The 14,334-nt window shown below is 70.5% G+C and carries 19 protein-coding genes; 6 read left to right on the forward strand and 13 right to left on the reverse strand.

From position 1 onward, the window contains the following. Window positions 1–33: 33 nt before the first annotated feature. The gene (locus EV371_RS13255; protein ID WP_130462310.1) at window positions 34–996 is read right to left on the reverse strand and encodes a C40 family peptidase; all 963 of its coding nucleotides are present in this window, start codon (window positions 994–996) and stop codon (window positions 34–36) included. 726 nt (window positions 997–1,722) lie between these two features. Here EV371_RS13255 and EV371_RS13260 point away from each other — a divergent pair. Beyond that, window positions 1,723–2,262, forward strand: coding sequence for a DUF6232 family protein (locus EV371_RS13260; protein WP_486484596.1), 540 nt, complete (start codon window positions 1,723–1,725; stop codon window positions 2,260–2,262). A 164-nt stretch (window positions 2,263–2,426) separates the two neighbouring features. Here the strand turns inward: EV371_RS13260 and EV371_RS13265 are convergent, their stop codons facing one another. Then, entirely contained in the window at window positions 2,427–3,290 is an 864-nt protein-coding gene (locus tag EV371_RS13265; RefSeq protein ID WP_130462311.1) for a Scr1 family TA system antitoxin-like transcriptional regulator, read from the reverse strand. A 275-nt stretch (window positions 3,291–3,565) separates the two neighbouring features. Here EV371_RS13265 and EV371_RS13270 point away from each other — a divergent pair, with 275 nt between their 5' ends. Next, window positions 3,566–3,751, forward strand: a complete 186-nt coding sequence (locus EV371_RS13270; protein WP_130462312.1) for a DUF397 domain-containing protein — start codon at window positions 3,566–3,568, stop codon at window positions 3,749–3,751. A 159-nt stretch (window positions 3,752–3,910) separates the two neighbouring features. On the opposite strand, the gene EV371_RS13275 is transcribed toward EV371_RS13270, so the two are convergent. Together EV371_RS13275 and EV371_RS13280 are read right to left on the reverse strand one after the other, a co-directional pair. Beyond that, the gene (locus tag EV371_RS13275) at window positions 3,911–4,222 is read right to left on the reverse strand and encodes a DUF3817 domain-containing protein (RefSeq protein WP_130462313.1); all 312 of its coding nucleotides are present in this window, start codon (window positions 4,220–4,222) and stop codon (window positions 3,911–3,913) included. 3 nt (window positions 4,223–4,225) lie between these two features. Continuing rightward, entirely contained in the window at window positions 4,226–4,654 is a 429-nt protein-coding gene (locus tag EV371_RS13280) for a hypothetical protein (RefSeq protein WP_130462314.1), read from the reverse strand. 143 nt (window positions 4,655–4,797) lie between these two features. Here EV371_RS13280 and EV371_RS13285 point away from each other — a divergent pair, with 143 nt between their 5' ends. The 3 genes from EV371_RS13285 (at window position 4,798) to EV371_RS13295 (ending at window position 6,124) form a co-directional block, all read left to right on the forward strand. Next, the gene (locus EV371_RS13285; RefSeq protein ID WP_130462315.1) at window positions 4,798–5,154 is read left to right on the forward strand and encodes a DUF6158 family protein; all 357 of its coding nucleotides are present in this window, start codon (window positions 4,798–4,800) and stop codon (window positions 5,152–5,154) included. Further along, window positions 5,151–5,489: an SRPBCC family protein gene (locus tag EV371_RS13290; protein WP_130465874.1), complete on the forward strand. Its 339-nt coding sequence runs from the start codon at window positions 5,151–5,153 to the stop codon at window positions 5,487–5,489. Before EV371_RS13285 ends, EV371_RS13290 begins: the two co-directional genes overlap by 4 nt. Before the next feature lie 116 nt (window positions 5,490–5,605). Further along, window positions 5,606–6,124: a DUF1360 domain-containing protein gene (locus EV371_RS13295; RefSeq protein WP_130462316.1), complete on the forward strand. Its 519-nt coding sequence runs from the start codon at window positions 5,606–5,608 to the stop codon at window positions 6,122–6,124. Between the two features lie 109 nt (window positions 6,125–6,233). Here the strand turns inward: EV371_RS13295 and EV371_RS13300 are convergent, their stop codons facing one another. The 8 genes from EV371_RS13300 to EV371_RS33390 all read right to left on the reverse strand — a co-directional run bounded on the left by EV371_RS13300 (window position 6,234) and on the right by EV371_RS33390 (window position 13,196). Beyond that, window positions 6,234–6,428, reverse strand: a complete 195-nt coding sequence (locus EV371_RS13300; RefSeq protein ID WP_130462317.1) for a hypothetical protein — start codon at window positions 6,426–6,428, stop codon at window positions 6,234–6,236. Between the two features lie 61 nt (window positions 6,429–6,489). Continuing rightward, window positions 6,490–6,711, reverse strand: coding sequence for a hypothetical protein (locus tag EV371_RS13305; RefSeq protein ID WP_130462318.1), 222 nt, complete (start codon window positions 6,709–6,711; stop codon window positions 6,490–6,492). Window positions 6,712–7,014: 303 nt separating this feature from the next. Beyond that, window positions 7,015–9,477, reverse strand: coding sequence for a transglycosylase domain-containing protein (locus tag EV371_RS13310; protein ID WP_130462319.1), 2,463 nt, complete (start codon window positions 9,475–9,477; stop codon window positions 7,015–7,017). A gap of 205 nt (window positions 9,478–9,682) precedes the next feature. Further along, the gene (locus EV371_RS13315; protein ID WP_130462320.1) at window positions 9,683–10,777 is read right to left on the reverse strand and encodes a 3-deoxy-7-phosphoheptulonate synthase; all 1,095 of its coding nucleotides are present in this window, start codon (window positions 10,775–10,777) and stop codon (window positions 9,683–9,685) included. A gap of 316 nt (window positions 10,778–11,093) precedes the next feature. After that, entirely contained in the window at window positions 11,094–11,567 is a 474-nt protein-coding gene (locus EV371_RS13320) for a TspO/MBR family protein (RefSeq protein ID WP_130462321.1), read from the reverse strand. 90 nt (window positions 11,568–11,657) lie between these two features. Then, window positions 11,658–11,858 (reverse strand): DUF397 domain-containing protein, encoded by a 201-nt coding sequence (locus EV371_RS13325; protein WP_130462322.1) that lies wholly within the window; start codon window positions 11,856–11,858, stop codon window positions 11,658–11,660. Next, a complete protein-coding gene (locus tag EV371_RS13330) occupies window positions 11,851–12,720 on the reverse strand; it encodes a Scr1 family TA system antitoxin-like transcriptional regulator (protein ID WP_130462323.1) in 870 nt (289 codons plus the stop codon). The genes EV371_RS13325 and EV371_RS13330 overlap by 8 nt, the downstream gene beginning before the upstream one ends. A gap of 338 nt (window positions 12,721–13,058) precedes the next feature. Continuing rightward, complete coding sequence (locus EV371_RS33390; RefSeq protein WP_165436677.1) at window positions 13,059–13,196, reverse strand: hypothetical protein; 138 nt, start codon at window positions 13,194–13,196, stop codon at window positions 13,059–13,061. Window positions 13,197–13,358: 162 nt separating this feature from the next. On the opposite strand from EV371_RS33390, the gene EV371_RS13335 reads away from it, so the two are divergent. Then, the gene (locus EV371_RS13335; protein ID WP_130462324.1) at window positions 13,359–13,607 is read left to right on the forward strand and encodes a flavin reductase; all 249 of its coding nucleotides are present in this window, start codon (window positions 13,359–13,361) and stop codon (window positions 13,605–13,607) included. Between the two features lie 130 nt (window positions 13,608–13,737). Here the strand turns inward: EV371_RS13335 and EV371_RS13340 are convergent, their stop codons facing one another. Then, window positions 13,738–14,274, reverse strand: a complete 537-nt coding sequence (locus EV371_RS13340; protein WP_130462325.1) for an isochorismatase family protein — start codon at window positions 14,272–14,274, stop codon at window positions 13,738–13,740. Window positions 14,275–14,334: the final 60 nt, after the last annotated feature.

Here is a 14,334-nt window from a genome sequence, read left to right on the forward strand (position 1 = left end):
GACCGGTCCGGCGCGCGATCGACCCGGGTCCGACTAGCGGACGCGTCCGTAGCCGTACGGGCTCATCATGTCGACGCTGGCCAGCTTGACGGTCTCGCCGACCCGTGGTGCGTGGATCACCTTGCCGCTGCCGACGAAGAGGGCGACGTGGCCGAGTCCACTGTAGAAGACGAGGTCGCCCGGTTTCAGCTCGCCACGGCTGATGTGTGCCACCTTGTCCCACTGCATCGCCGCGTTGTGCGGCAGTGACTTGCCGGCGGCCCGCCAGGCGGCCAGGGTCAGTCCGGAACAGTCGTAGCCGTTCGGGCCCTCTGCCGCCCAGACGTACGGTTTGCCGATGGCGTCGTAGGCGTACCGGACAGCCACGCCGGCCTTGCCGGAGACCGCCGGGACGCGCCCGGTGTACCTGCTGCCGGACGACGTCGCCGATCCGTACGCCTCGCGGCGCATCTCGTAGAGCTTGGCCAGCTCTCCCTCGATCCGCTTCTTGCCGGCGGCCAGTTGCTTCGCCTGCGCGGTCTGCCGGGCCAGCGTGGCGTCGAGCCGGGCCTTCTCCTCGATGTACTGGCGCTGTGTCGCGTCGAACCCGGCGATCTGCCGCTCCCGCTCCCGGGCCAACTGCTCCAGTGCACCGAGCCGGCTCACCAGGCTGCTGCCGTCGCCCCGGTTCAGCAGGGCGCTCGCCGTGCTCAAGCCACCGAGCTTGTACGCCCGGTTGGCGAGCTCGGCCACCTCGGCCCGGCTCTGGTCCGCCTGCTGCCGCAGCGGTTCGATCCGGGCGCTCAGCGTGGCCGCGGCGGCCTTGCTCTCCTTGATCTCCTCGTTGAGCTTGTTGTACGACTCGACGACCTTCTCCAGTTCGGCGGAGGCCTTGTTGATCCGCTGCGTGAGCTCGCTGACCGACGGTTCGGCCCGGGCCACCGACATCGGGGCGAGTAGCGCCGCCGACAGTCCGGCCACGACGAGGGTACGCAGCAGGATCCGCACCGAAGACAACGTGTGCAGAACCCTTCCTGGTTGCGCCACCGCGAGCGCTCTGTGTGGCGGCTTTCGCCACCGTGAGCGCCGTGTGCGGCGGCCTTACGCCACCGCGAGCGCTGTGCGGCGGCACCGGACCCGGCGCCACCCGGAGGATGACTGACGACCGGCCCAGCCGGTTCAACGTAGCCTGGCTCCGGCATTACCGACAGTGGCCGGTGCACGAGATGCGGCAGTCATGAGCGATAACCCGAATGTCGTGATCACGAACGGTACCGATCCCTGCTCCAGACGTGATAGCGGCTGGTCGGGAAGGCGTTCTCCGGCCACCTCGGCTCGTCGCCCGATAGGTCGGTCTTGGCGGATGGCGGCTCGGCCTGAGTAGGGGCAAATCATCACTCAACCGGGCAGAGGGCTACGGGTAGCTCGGCTGCCGCCTGGAAATCTGCCAGGTGGCTGTCTGCGTACCTTCCACTTGCTGGTGTGCCCTTCGCACAATGAATGCAAGGAGCCGAAGGCTCTCCGGGGTCCGGCACGGCAGGTACCCGGCGGGTCTGACACAGAGCAGGTACTCGGCGTAGTCGCCAACAGGGGGCGAGGTCGCGTGCGACGAACCAGCCGTAGGTCCGGACCGTCACGCGCGCCGCAGATCGCCCGCAGGACGATCGGCACCCGGCTGCCACCAGATGCCGATCTTCAGGAACCTTCCAGGCCAGCCCGCCTCAGGAGCCGTTGGAGGCAAGAATGGAGCCTACTCGCCCTCCCGTCCCCCTGCCAGACGCGTCATTTGAGGTATCTGGACTCTCCCGTCACCGCCCCGTCGACCTCTACCGGCAACCCGGCGTACGGATCACCAGCGAGGTGTTCATCGTCGCCGGTCGCAGGTTCTCGATCTCCGAACTCACCCACCTACAGACCGCTCGGGGGCCGCACGACCGGCTGACGCTGCGCGCGGTGATGGTCACCGCCGCGGTGCTGGTCGGCATCGGAGTCGCACTGGGCTACACCGGTGACCTCTACCGGCTCCCCGCCGCCACGTACGCCGGGCTCGGGCTCGCCGCCTTCGTGCCGGTCGGACTCGCCCTGGTGGGCCACCGGTGGCGGCCACCGGCGTACGAGCTGTGGGGGCGGTACCGGGGGGAGACGGTGCTGCTGTTCAGCTCCGACCACGAGCGGCAGTTCGGCCAGGTGACCCGGGCGCTGATCCGGGCCCGGGAGGCCGCCCGGCTGGGTGGGTTGGCGTTCCCGCCGGCCTCGGACACCCCGTACGAGCCGATGTCCTAGACGAGTGGGCCCACGGCGTGGTCCCGCCGGACCCTCGACCGGTCCGGCGGTGCCACCCGGGCGCCGGCCACCCGTCCGGCCCCGCTCAGAGGGCCGGCACGGGAGTGGTCAGCCGGCCAGGCCGGTACTTGGGTGGTCAGCCGGCCAGGCCGGCACCTGGGTGGTCAGCCGGCCAGGCCGGCGACGATCTCCGAGATCCGGCGCAGCGAGTCGGCAGGGGTCAGGGCCGCCTCGCGGAGCCCCATGAAGGTCCGCAGGTGCGCGGTCACCGCCTCGGGCTCGTCGAGTACGTCCTCGAGGCCGGTGCTCTCCAGATAGACGACGTCGGCGTCCTCCCCGGCGAAGCGCAGGATCACGAACTGCCCGAGCGGGGTGTAGACGGTGGAGGTGAACGGCAGCACCTGGACGGTGATCCGGCCCGAGTCGGCGAGGTCGACCAGATGCAGGAGCTGTTCGCGGATGACCGCCGGACCGCCGGTCTGCCGGTGCAGCGCAGCCTCGTCGAATACCACGACAATGTTCGGCGGCTCGGCGCGGGCGAGCATTTCCTGCTGGCGGCGCAACCGTAACGCGACCGAGGCCCGCGCCTCCTCGGGATCGTCCAGTTTGGGAATTGCCGTCCGGAGGACCGCCTGCGCGTACGCCTCTGTCTGGAGCAGTCCCGGCATGCCGACGGACTGGTAGAAATAGAGTTCCGAGGACTCCGCCTCCAGCCCGATATACGAGTAATAAGCGGGTGGCAGTGCGTCACGATATTGTGACCACCAGGTGCGCTGCCGGGACACCCGGGCCAGTTGCACCAGTTCGGCGACCTGTTCCGGATCGCGCACCTGATAGTAATTGAGCAACGCCTTGACGTCGTTGGTGGAAATCGAGACGTATCCGGCCTCTATGCGGATCAGCTTGGACAGCGACCAGTCCATCGCGGCGGCCACCTGCTCCTGGGTGAACCCGGCGGCTTCCCGGGCCCGCCGGATCGCCGAGCGGAGCTTGCGGCGACCCACGGTCGGGCCGTACGCCGTAGTCATCGGGAACGCTCCCTTCAAACGGCTCCCCGGCGGCCGAGCGAGGGGTTCGATGCCAGACTGAGGGGTCGGTGCCAGACTTTTGTGCAGGCTACACGGGAGCGCTGTCTTCCACCAGCGTCCCTGCTTGCCGCGACGACACCATCACGGATGGTGTCCATTGTCGACGCCGACATCATAATCGCGATATTCCGGAGTGTGCGGAATGCGGAGGCTACGGGTAGCCTCTGTCCGTTGTCGCGGTATCTGCCGCAACAGTATTAGTGCCGGGAGGGCGCATGTCACAGACTGGTTCCGCCGAGCGCGTGTGGCGGAAGAGCACTCGATGCGAATCGCAGCATTGTGTCGAGGTGGCTCAGGTCGGAGGCGGTGCCGCCGTCCGCGACTCGGTCGATCCGGGGCAGTCGCTGGTGTTCGGCGCGGGTGCCTGGCGGGCATTCCTGGACGGGCTCCGCAACGCCTGAAAGCTGACCCGGGGACGTGATTCATTCACGTTCCGGCCCGTCGGCGCCGCTGGAGCATGGTGCATGACCTCGCGTACGGCGAGACATAGAGATGAACGAACCACCAATGATCGAATAGGGGGTGGCTCGCGAACGGCGAGCCGCCCCGGGCGCAGCCGCTCAGCCGGCCACCGGCTCCGGCTGGCTCAACTGCCGGGTGACGGCCCGCTCGGCGAAGAACGAGACGAACGGGATCGTCCCGGCGAGCATGACCAACACCATCCGGCCCAGCGGCCAGCGCGCCCGGCGACCCAGGTCGAAGGTGACCAGCAGGTACACCATGTAGAGGAAGCCGTGCGCCGGGCCGATCGTCTCGACGACCACCGGGTCCTGCCAGAGGTACTTGAGCGGCATGCCCACCACGACGAGCGCGATCAACACGACGCCGACGACGTAAGCGACCACACGGTAGCGGGTCAGGGCTGCGCCCACGGTTCATCCTTCCTGCTGCCGGCCGAGGCCGGGATAGTCGGCGGGCCGGGCGCCCGGATTGGCGTTCAGCCACGCGAGGTAGTGGTTGTACTCGGTCAGCTCCGGGTCCTCCGGGCCGTCGGCGGCCAGCCGGGGCCGGGTGCTGCTGGTGCGCACCGGTCGGCGTACCCCCGGGGTCGCCGGCCGGGCCGGCGGATCGGCCGGCTCGGCGGCGGCCGGCCGGCCACCGCGCAGCGTGTGGCGCGCCTCCCGCACCCACAGGAAGACGACGAAGCCGGCGAAGATCGGCCACTCGAAGGCGTACGCCCAGCTCAGGGTGTTGCCGGCCAGGGCCCGGCTGATCTGCCACCAGCCGAGGGCGAGGAAGCCGACGACCACCGCGACGGTGAGCACGTGGCGCACGATCCACGCCGGTGTGCACAGCCGCCTCATGCCCCCGAGCGTACCGGGCGGGTCGGTCCCGTCTCCGACGCGGCGTCGTAGTGTCGCCCGGGCGGTGGGGCGGTCGGGGTTTGGCGGTACCCGGTTTGGGCAACCGTCTAGTCGTCCACCCAAACGAGCTATCGGGGGCGACGATGTCCGAATCAGTACGGCACGACGAGTTCTCCCCGGCCGGGTCGCCGATCGACGCCAGCCCAGAACAGCGGATCGGCCAGTGGGACGGTGACCCGGTCCAGCGTGGCGGCACGGCAAGCGACTTCGTGGCCGCCGAGGAGGAGAACCTCGGCATCGACCCGGTCGAGCTGAGCGACGAGGACCTGTTCCGGGAGATGCACAGCCTGCACCGGACCAGGCTGGACACGCTGCGGCACGCCGCCGACACCGCGCTCGGCCACCACCTGCGGCGGACCGCCGAACTGGAGACCGAGTACCTGACCCGGCACCCGGGCCGGGAGGTCGACCCGAGCCGTTTACGGGACGGCGCGTGGTGACGGCCCGCGCCGAGCGGGGCATCTCGGCCCCACCGGAGGTGGTCTTCAACACCGCCACGGATCCGGACCGGGTCGCGGCCTGGCTTCCCGCCCCACTGCGCGAGAACGGCGCGCCGGACCCGGAACTCTCCGTCGCCGGCCTGTGGGCCCGCTGGCACAGCGCCGACCCCCCGGACTGGTCGGTCCGGTTGCGGGTGTCGCCGGTCGCCGCCGGGGGTGCCACCGTACAGCTCGAACTGGAGGCCGACCCGTCGCAGCGGCGGCTGGCGGAGCTGGCCGACGAGATGCTGGTCAGCCTCGCCCGGGAGGTCGACGACAACCTCACCCCGGGATGAGCGCAACGGCGCCCGGGGACGGACGACAGACGGCAGCGGCGGACGGCGGAATCGGCACTGGCGAACGGCGGAACCGGCAGCAGCGAACGGCGGACGGAAACGCGGAACGAGGCGGGATGAACGTGCGGGACAGGGTGGCGCGACTTCGGCAGGCGTACGCTCCCGACGAGCACCGGCCGCTCGGCGGCTATCTGGCGGCGATGGGCACCTACGCCGGGGTGGCGCTGGCGCTGGCCGCCGCGGCGAAGACGACGGGGCGGCGGGTGCCGGACCGGCCGAGCGCCTCCGACGTCGTACTGCTGTCGGTGGCAACGCACAAGCTCAGCCGGCTGCTCTCCAAGGACGCCATAACCAGTCCGCTGCGCGCGCCGTTCACCCGCTACGACCGGCCGATCGGCAGCGGCGAGGTGATGGAGCAGGTACGCGACCAGGGCAGCTCGGCCCGGCACGCCGTCGGCGAACTGCTCAGCTGCCCGTTCTGCCTGGCGGTCTGGGTCGCCACCGGGCTGACCGGCGGCCTGGTGCTCGCCCCCCGGTTGACCCGGCTGGTGGCGACGGCCCTCACCGCCGTGGCCGCCTCCGACTTCCTCCAGATGGGTTATGCCGTCGCGCAGCGGGCCGCCTCCCGTCCGTAGCGCCGCGACGGTGTCGGAGGGGTCCAGGTGGTCACCGCGCCGGGCCGGGTTGTGACACCATTTCGGCTGGTCGGGGCGGTGAAGTCAGCCGATGGCGGACCTGGGCGGGTCAGCGCTGCATGCCGGACCAGCCGCGAGGGGACTCCGGCTCCCGCTCGGTGTCCGTATCGGTGATGATGTCCTCGGCCACCGCCGTCTTGTCGTGTTCGTTGCTGAAGTCCGGATCGTCCTGCGGGGTGGTTTCACCGGGTGGCTGCCCGAGCGGAGGTAGCGGCTTCCGTCCGGGCCTGTCGTCGTCGGTCATCGATATCCCTCCTCGCCGTCCGGGTAGGTGGCGTGACGGGGCGCTCGCCGTACCCGGCGGGTCAGCCCGGTGTGCCGCCGAGCAGGTCGGCGACCTCGTCGACCGCGTACTCGCCCTCGGGCAGTGCGTTGATCCTGGTCAACAGTTCCGCGGGCACCTCGGCGGCAACCGCCCGGCGCTGGATCTCCGACTGCGTGACCCGCTCCTGGCCCGAATAGAGGTCGTCGAGCAGGGCGTCGAGTTCCGGCGCGGTCGAGGCGGCACGGGCGGGCTGGTCGGTCACGTCGGATCGGCTACCCCGGTTCGATCCGGCCAAACACCCCGCATCTCCCGCCCGGGCCGGTGGAGCGGGCAGTGAGGTGCGTCACGGCAGAGGACGGAACACCGGACCCGGAACCGAGGTTGACTATGACTGTCGGTGTGTCCAGTGTCCCCGGGCCTCACCCTATTGCCCTCGCGGAATACCGTCCGGCTGGAGCCGCGTCGTGCCACTCGCCGAGAGGCGACCTGCACACCGACGCCCGCGCCGCCCATGGCCCCGCCATGGGCGGCGTACTCATTCTCGGGTCTCCGTCCGGTGGCGGCGTCAGCCGCGCCGCCCGGGACGACCGGGCGGGCTGGGGACTCCGCTGCCGCCCTCGGTCGTGGACCGGCCGGCGCCGGGACCGTTCGCTCCGTCGCCGGGACCGTTCGTCGAGGGCCGGCCGTCGCTGATCCGGAGCATCACCACACCGCCGGAGACGGTACGGCCGTCCGGATCGGTGCCGGCGACGGTACCCGCGGCGCAGTTCGAGGCCACCCGGTTCGGGTCGACCTCGACCCTGAACCCGGCGCTGCGCAGCGTCGCGGTGGCGTCGTCGACGGAGCGGCAGTTGACCGAGGGCACCGACCGCTGGTCCCCGTACACCAGTTTCTCGTCCGGCCGGGGGAAGTCCTGCTTCGGCTTCCCCTTCATGGCGTCGGCGAGCGTCTCGTAGACGGCCGGGTTCACGATGTCGTGGTCCATCCTGGCGGTGGTCTCCGGCCAGTCCGGGTTGGCCATGATGCCGGCCACCGAGAGCGTGGTGGTCATGGCCACCAGCGAGGCGGTCCGGTCGCTGTCCGTGGTGCCGGTCTTGCCCGCCACCGGGTGGCCCACCACCCGGCGCGCGTCCGCCTCGGTCGCGCCACGGCACCTGCCGTACGCGGACTGGTCGCCGACCGGGCACCGGGCCGCGTCGACGGCCGCTCGGGCCACCGCCGGGTCCACCGCCCGGTCGCAGCGCGGGTTGGCGATGTCGAGCGCCCTGCCGGTGCGGTCCCTGACCTCCTGTACCGGGATCGACTCGCAGTGCTTGCCGTCCGCGGCCAGCGTCGCGTACGCGTTGGCCAGATCCAGCGGGGTGGTCGCCGAGACACCGAGGGTGAACGAGCCCCAGCCGTCGGCCCGGACCGGGTCCTTGGCCATCGCCGCCTCGCCCGGCTCCCGGAACCGGATGCCGAGCCGCTGTGCCGCGTCGACGACCTCGGCCGCCCCGACCCGCTCCTCCAGCGGTACGAAGTAGGTGTTGACGGAGCGACCGAACGCGCTCCACATGTCGTGCACGCCGGCCATGCTCCGGTTGTCGTTGCTCGGGCACCACCGCTCGGTGCCGGCGCAGGCGGACTCGCTGCCGGCCTTCGCCGAGTACTTCGACGGGTAGCGGTGCGGGGCGTTGTAGGTGTGGCTCAGCGGGTAGCCCTGCTCCAGCGCGGCCACCAGGGTGAAGATCTTGAAGGTCGATCCGCCCTGGTACCCGGCGACGCCACCGCCACCGGTCAGCAGCGGGTTGGTGGTACGCGGATAGGTGGCCCGCATCCCCGCGTCCGCCTGCCTCGGGTTGCTGGATATCGGGTTCTTCGGCTTCACCGGGTCGTCCAGCCCGAACGTACGGTTGGTGGCAAGCGCCCGCACCCGGCCGGTGCCCGGCTCGACGGCCGCCACCATCAGGGCGTCCTTCCGTCCGGTGGGCAGGTACTGCTGGACGTTCTTGTACGCCGCCTTCTGCACCGTCGGGTCCAGGGTGGTGACGATCCGGTACCCGCCGCCCTTGAGCCGCCGCTCCCGGTCGTACGCGGTCTCGCCGAACGCCTCCTGATCCATCCACCAGCGGTAGAAGTAGTCGCAGAAGAAGCCCCAGTCGTTGTGCACCGAGCCGGTGCAGCCGTTGGCCGGCCGCTGCCCCTTGACCTTGAGCGGGGTGTCCAGCGCCGCCTGCTTCTCCGCCTCGGTGATCGCGCCGATCTCCGCCATCTGCCCGATCACCCAGTTGCGGCGCTGCACCGTCCGGTCGTGACCGGGGCCGTCGACGTCCAGCGCGTCGTAGTAGCTCGGCGACTTGACCAGGCCGGCGAGCATCGCCGCCTCCGGCACGGTCAGGTCCTTCGGTTCCTTGCCGAAGTAGAACCGGCTCGCCGCGGCCACCCCGTACGTGCCGTGGCCGAAGGGCGCCATGTTGAGGTAGCGCTCCAGGATCTGGTCCTTGCTCAGCCTGTTCTCCAGTGCCACCGCCAGGCGCATCTCGCGCAGCTTCCGGGCGTTGGTGTCCTCGGTCGCCGCCACCACGACGTTCGGGTCGGTAGCGCCGTAGGTGATCGACATCCGGACGAGCTGCATGGTCAGCGTCGAGGCACCCTGCCGGGAGTTGCCGGTGAAGTTCGAGACCAGGGCACGCAGGAAGCCCCGCACGTCGATCCCGTTGTGCCGGTAGAACGAGTGGTCCTCGGCGCCGATCATCGCGTTCCGCATCGCCGGGGAGATCTCGGCCAGCGCGACGTCGTGGCGGTTCTCGTCGTAGAACGTCGCCATCAGCGTCTTGTTGTCGGCGGCGAAGACCCGGGTCGCCTCCGGCACCTGTGGCACGGTCAGCTCGGTGGGCAGGTCCTGGAACGAGTCGGCGCCGGCCTTGGCCGCGAGCCCGGACATGGCCACCGCCGGGAACGCCGCCCCGGCGACCACGACTCCGGCGAGCAGGGCACAGGTGAGCAGCGTGGCGGCCTTGGTAAGGCTGCGTCGGCGGAGTTTCGGCATGATCGCGTTGAACCTCTGGGGCTGGGCGGGCAGGTCGCGGGCGGGGCGGCCGGCGCGAGCACAACCGTACGCGCGCCTTTCGCCCTATTGATCCAGACGCGGCGCCGAACCGCACGGTTGCGTAACGGTGGAAAGCCCAAGTGACTGCTACGTCACACCCGTCAGGTCGGCGGCGGCCCCGAGCGGCCGCCGCCGATCCGGACAGTCAGCCCAGGGCGGTACCCGCCGGTGCCGCCACCCGCCGTCCCCGGACCGCCGCCGCCAGATCCGCCAGCACCTCCTCGGTCTCCGGCCAGCCGAGGCAGGCGTCGGTGATCGACTGCCCGTACTCCAGCGGCCGGGTCGGGTCCAGGTCCTGCCGGCCGGGTACCAGGAACGACTCCAGCATCACCCCGACGATGCCGCGCTGGCCGTCGGCCATCTGCCGGGCCACGTCGGCGACCACCACCGGCTGCCGGCGGTGGTCCTTGCCGCTGTTGTCGTGACTCGCGTCGATCACCAGCCGCTCGGGCAGCCCGGCCGCCCGGAGCAGCGCCAGCGACGCCGCCACCGACTCGGCGTCGTAGTTGGGCTCGCCCCGGCCGCCGCGCAGCACCAGGTGGCAGTCCGCGTTCCCCCGGGTGTGCATGATCGCCGGAGCGCCGGAGACGTCGATGCCGGGGAAGACGTGTGGCACCCCGGCGGCCCGGATCGCGTCGACCGCCGTAGCCACGCTGCCGTCCGGGCGGTTCTTCATCCCGATCGGCATGGAGAGGCCGGACGAGAGCTGACGGTGCACCTGGCTCTCCACCGTACGGGCCCCGATGGCGCCCCAGGCCACCGTGTCGGCGATGTACTGCGGGGTGATCGGGTCCAGGAACTCGCAGCCGACCGGCAGCCCCAGCCGGAGTACGTCCAGCAGCAGCGCGCGGGCGGCCCGCAGCCCGGTGTTCACGTCACCGGAACCGTCCAGTCCGGGATCGTTGATCAGGCCCTTCCAGCCGACGGTCGAGCGGGGCTTCTCGAAGTAGACCCGCATCACCACCAGCAGGTCCTCGGCGTGCCGGGCCGCCGCCACCCGCAGCCGGCGCGCGTAGTCCAGGGCCGCCACCGGATCGTGCACCGAGCATGGCCCGACCACGACAAGCAGCCGATCGTCCTCGCGGTCGAGGACCTGGGCGACCGATCGTCGGCCGTCCAGCACGGCGCTGGCCAGCGGCTCGTCCAGGGGAAGTTCGTGGTGCAGCAGCGCCGGGGTGGTCAGCGGCACGATCCGGTCGATGCGCTGGTCGCTGACCCGACCCATTCCGGTGGTGGTCATCGTCGAGACTCCCTCTCTGCCGACCGCCACCCCGGGGCCGGCGCCCGGGAGCCGAGCCGGCTGGTCACATGGAAAAAGCAGGGACGATGTCCCTGCTTCAGCCGGCTCTGCTGGATCTTGGTGACGTCAGGTCATGGCTGAGTCACCGGCTCCCGAGCCGGCTGACTAAACCATCGATACGACCGCGTCACGCAGCGAACCATACCCGATCCCGGACCGGACCGGTCCCTACCGTCCATTTGCTGGTACCAACGGCGTACGCCGGGGCGCACCGGACCGGATGACCCAGGTCAGCGGCCCGGGGGTTGCGGGTGGGTCAGCGGCCCGGGTTGCGGGCGGCGATCGCGGTGTTCAGCGCGGTGGCGAAGCCGGTCCAGGCCAGGTAGGGCAGGAGCGCCGCCCCGGCCACCCGGTCCGCCCGCCAGGCCCGGTGCAGCAGGGCGGCGTTGGCGGCGTTCAGCAGGATCAACTCGGCCAGGGCGAGCCGTGGCCGGCGAGCCCGGAAGAAGAGCGCGGTCCAGCCGGCGTTCAGGGCAAGATCGATCGCGTACGCGCGCCGGAAAGCGCTGCGTTGTGCGGCGGTGGTACTGGCGTCGAGAGCGCGGGCGGCGGCGAACGCGATCGAGGCGTAGAGCGGGGTCCAGACGGCGGGGAACGCCGCCGGAGGCGGCTGCCAGGCAGGCTTGTCCAGCGACCGGTACCAGGCGGAACGGGCATCGGTGGCGAGCGAGCCGGCAGCGGCGGCGAGCGCGGTGGCCAGCCCGGTCTTGGCGAGAGTCGAACCGTTCATCCCGGTCTGGTACCCGGTCGGACGCCGGTCATCCCCCGACGGCGTGCCCGGTGTGCCGCCGGAGCGGGCCGGGAGAGTGGGCTGCGGGGGTCAGCGGGTCGCGGACTGCTTCGCGAAGTCGACGAAGGCTCGCCAGGGGGCGGGAGCGAACGTCAGCGTGCCACCCTCGCGGTCCTTGGTGTCCCGGACGAGCACGACGCCAACCAGGTTGTCGGCGACCTCCACGCAGGCGCCACCCGACCCGTTGCTCCGGCGGGACTTGCGCCACTTCGCACCGGACTGGTCACTCATCACCCATCTCCTTGGCGATCATCGCTATCAGGTCGGCCGACCGAGATATATCGAGTGCCACCTCTTCGAGCGACCTCCATGCCTTAGCGTACGCCGCAACTTCCGCCGGCTTGTCGAGGTAGAGGGCGCCGGTGAGTAGCTCGCTGTAGACCGTGGTGGGCTCGGGAGTCCTGATGCCGAGCGTGGGGAACTCGAGGACGATGAACTGCCCACCCGTCAGGGCGAAGGTCGGGGCTGCGGATCGCGGAACGACCTGAATACTCGCCACTCCGTTCGTCACCTGGTCGTGGAGGTGGGCGAGCTGTCGCACCATGCCCGGGGCCTCCCGACGCAGCACCCCCTCGTCGACGATGACCTCCAGGCGTGGCGGCTCCGGGTTCCTGCGGGTCAGGATCTTCTGGCGCTCCATCCGAACTTCGACCAGCCGGCCGACCTCGCGGGGTGAGATGTCCGGATGTGACCGCAGGAGGTGTTCGGCGTACTCCCTGGTCTGGAGCAGGCCGGGGATTGTGGCGGGTTCCCAGTGCCGGAGTCGGGAGGCTGCCGCTTCCAGGCCGACGTACAGCTCGAACCAGGCCGGCAGGGTGTCGCCGTAGGCATGCCACCACCCCTTCGCCTTGGTCTCGGCGGCGAGTTTCTTCAGTACCTCGGTCATCTCACCCGGGGTGCCGTAGAGCCGGCACATCGCCTCGACGTCCCGTGCCTTGACGGCGGTCTGCCCGCCCTCGACCCGGTACATCGTGGAGCGCGACCATTCGAGCTCGGTGCCGGCGGCCTCCAGCGTGAGCCCGGCCTGCTCGCGAGCCTGCCTCAGGATTCGGCCGAGTTGCCTGCGCGGTATCGACGACCCCGCGTCCGTCATCGCCGGACCTCCTGTCTCAATGTGACGCAATCAGTTGATCGATTCTGGGACTGTTTCCAGCGGATTGTGAAAAAGGGACGACTAGCGACGGATGCATCAGCTTAGACCGTTGCGTGTCCCTTGTGGGGGCACCGAGAGTGGCAGCAGCAGGACCGCTCGGTGACCGCCACGCGCCCGGGTGGAACTCGCCTCGGGAGCCGGTCTCGGCCTCTCCCACCGAGATCGGCTCCCACCGACCACCCGAGGAGGTATGCGATGAGGAGACTCCACCGGTTGCTGATCGACTTCCTGGTCGGCCCAGGGGCGCCGCATCGGCGGGACTGGCGTCGCCTCTGGCGCTACTGCCGGTGCGGGTTCCGCTGGCGCTGCCCGGACTCGATCGAACCGGTCCCGATGCCGTACGCGCCGAGGGTGCCGCCGCTCACCCCGGCCGCGTACCGGATGGCAGTGCGCGCCTCGGCGCCGGTGGTCGACACGGGGGACAGCCCACCGCCACCGGCTCGGCCCCGCGCCAGGAACGCGCGAGATCCACTGTGGCACTCACCCTCGGGACGACACGAGATCGGCCGGGTCGGTGCGCGCACGCCCGGTCAGGCCGCGCGGGTACGTCGAGCCGAGGAAGCCCGACCGGCGCTGCCATGATCGGCCGTGAAGAGCGTTGGCGGCGGCACGTACCGGTGCATCCCTCGTACCGGTGCCGGGCCTGCGGCCTCGACTGGCCGTGCCAGGACGCGCGGCTGGCGCTGCTTACCGGCTTCCGAGGCGATCGGGTGGGCCTGATGGTGTACCTCGGCAGCCACCTTGCCCGCGCCCTGCGAGAGCTGCCCGACGTACACCCCGCGCTGCTCGCCGGCCGGTTCCTGCACTGGGTGCCGCGCCGCCGTTGAATGACCTGCCTCATCACCCGATGCCTGCCCCGAGCTGTCGACGTCCCCGTGGTCATGGCAGCTCGGGGCAGGCACCAGCGGTACCCGCAGAGCGAGGCGAGGATCCCCCGACCAGGGGGCGTGACAGGCGTCAATTGAGCCAGTCAAGCACCTCGTCAGTGGTGACGACCTTGCCGAACCGCGGCAGGACCACCGTCAGAGCGTGGTCATGCTCCGCGGCCGTCATACCGCTCATCGCGTCGGCCACGAAGATGACCTCGAACCCGTGATCGGACGCAGCGCGCGCAGTCGACTCCACGCCCATCGTCGTGGCAAGGCCGGTCATGACCACCGAGTGCACGCCGCGCTTCCACAGTTGGTCGGCCAAGCCTGTGCCATAGAACGCGCCAATGGTCTGCTTCACGACAATGATGTCGCCGGGCTGCGGCTCCAGTGCCGGGACGAATCCACTACCTGGTGGCTGCTCGGCAACGCCCGGCCGATCCACCCGGACCAGCACCACGGTGCCGCCTGCTCGGCGGAACGCTGTCACCAGGCGGATTGCCCGGGCCACCACGTCGGCCCCCTTGTGGGGACCCATGTCCTGCTCGACGATACGTGGCATCAGGTCCACAACGATCAACGCGGTGCGTCCGGCGGGGAATGGCTTGGTGAGGAGTGAAGGCATCCTGCGACCCTAATACTCGGTAGGCGCGTTATTACCGCCACCAACAGCAGCCTGCCACAG

This window comes from Plantactinospora sp. CNZ321 (assembly GCF_004217235.1).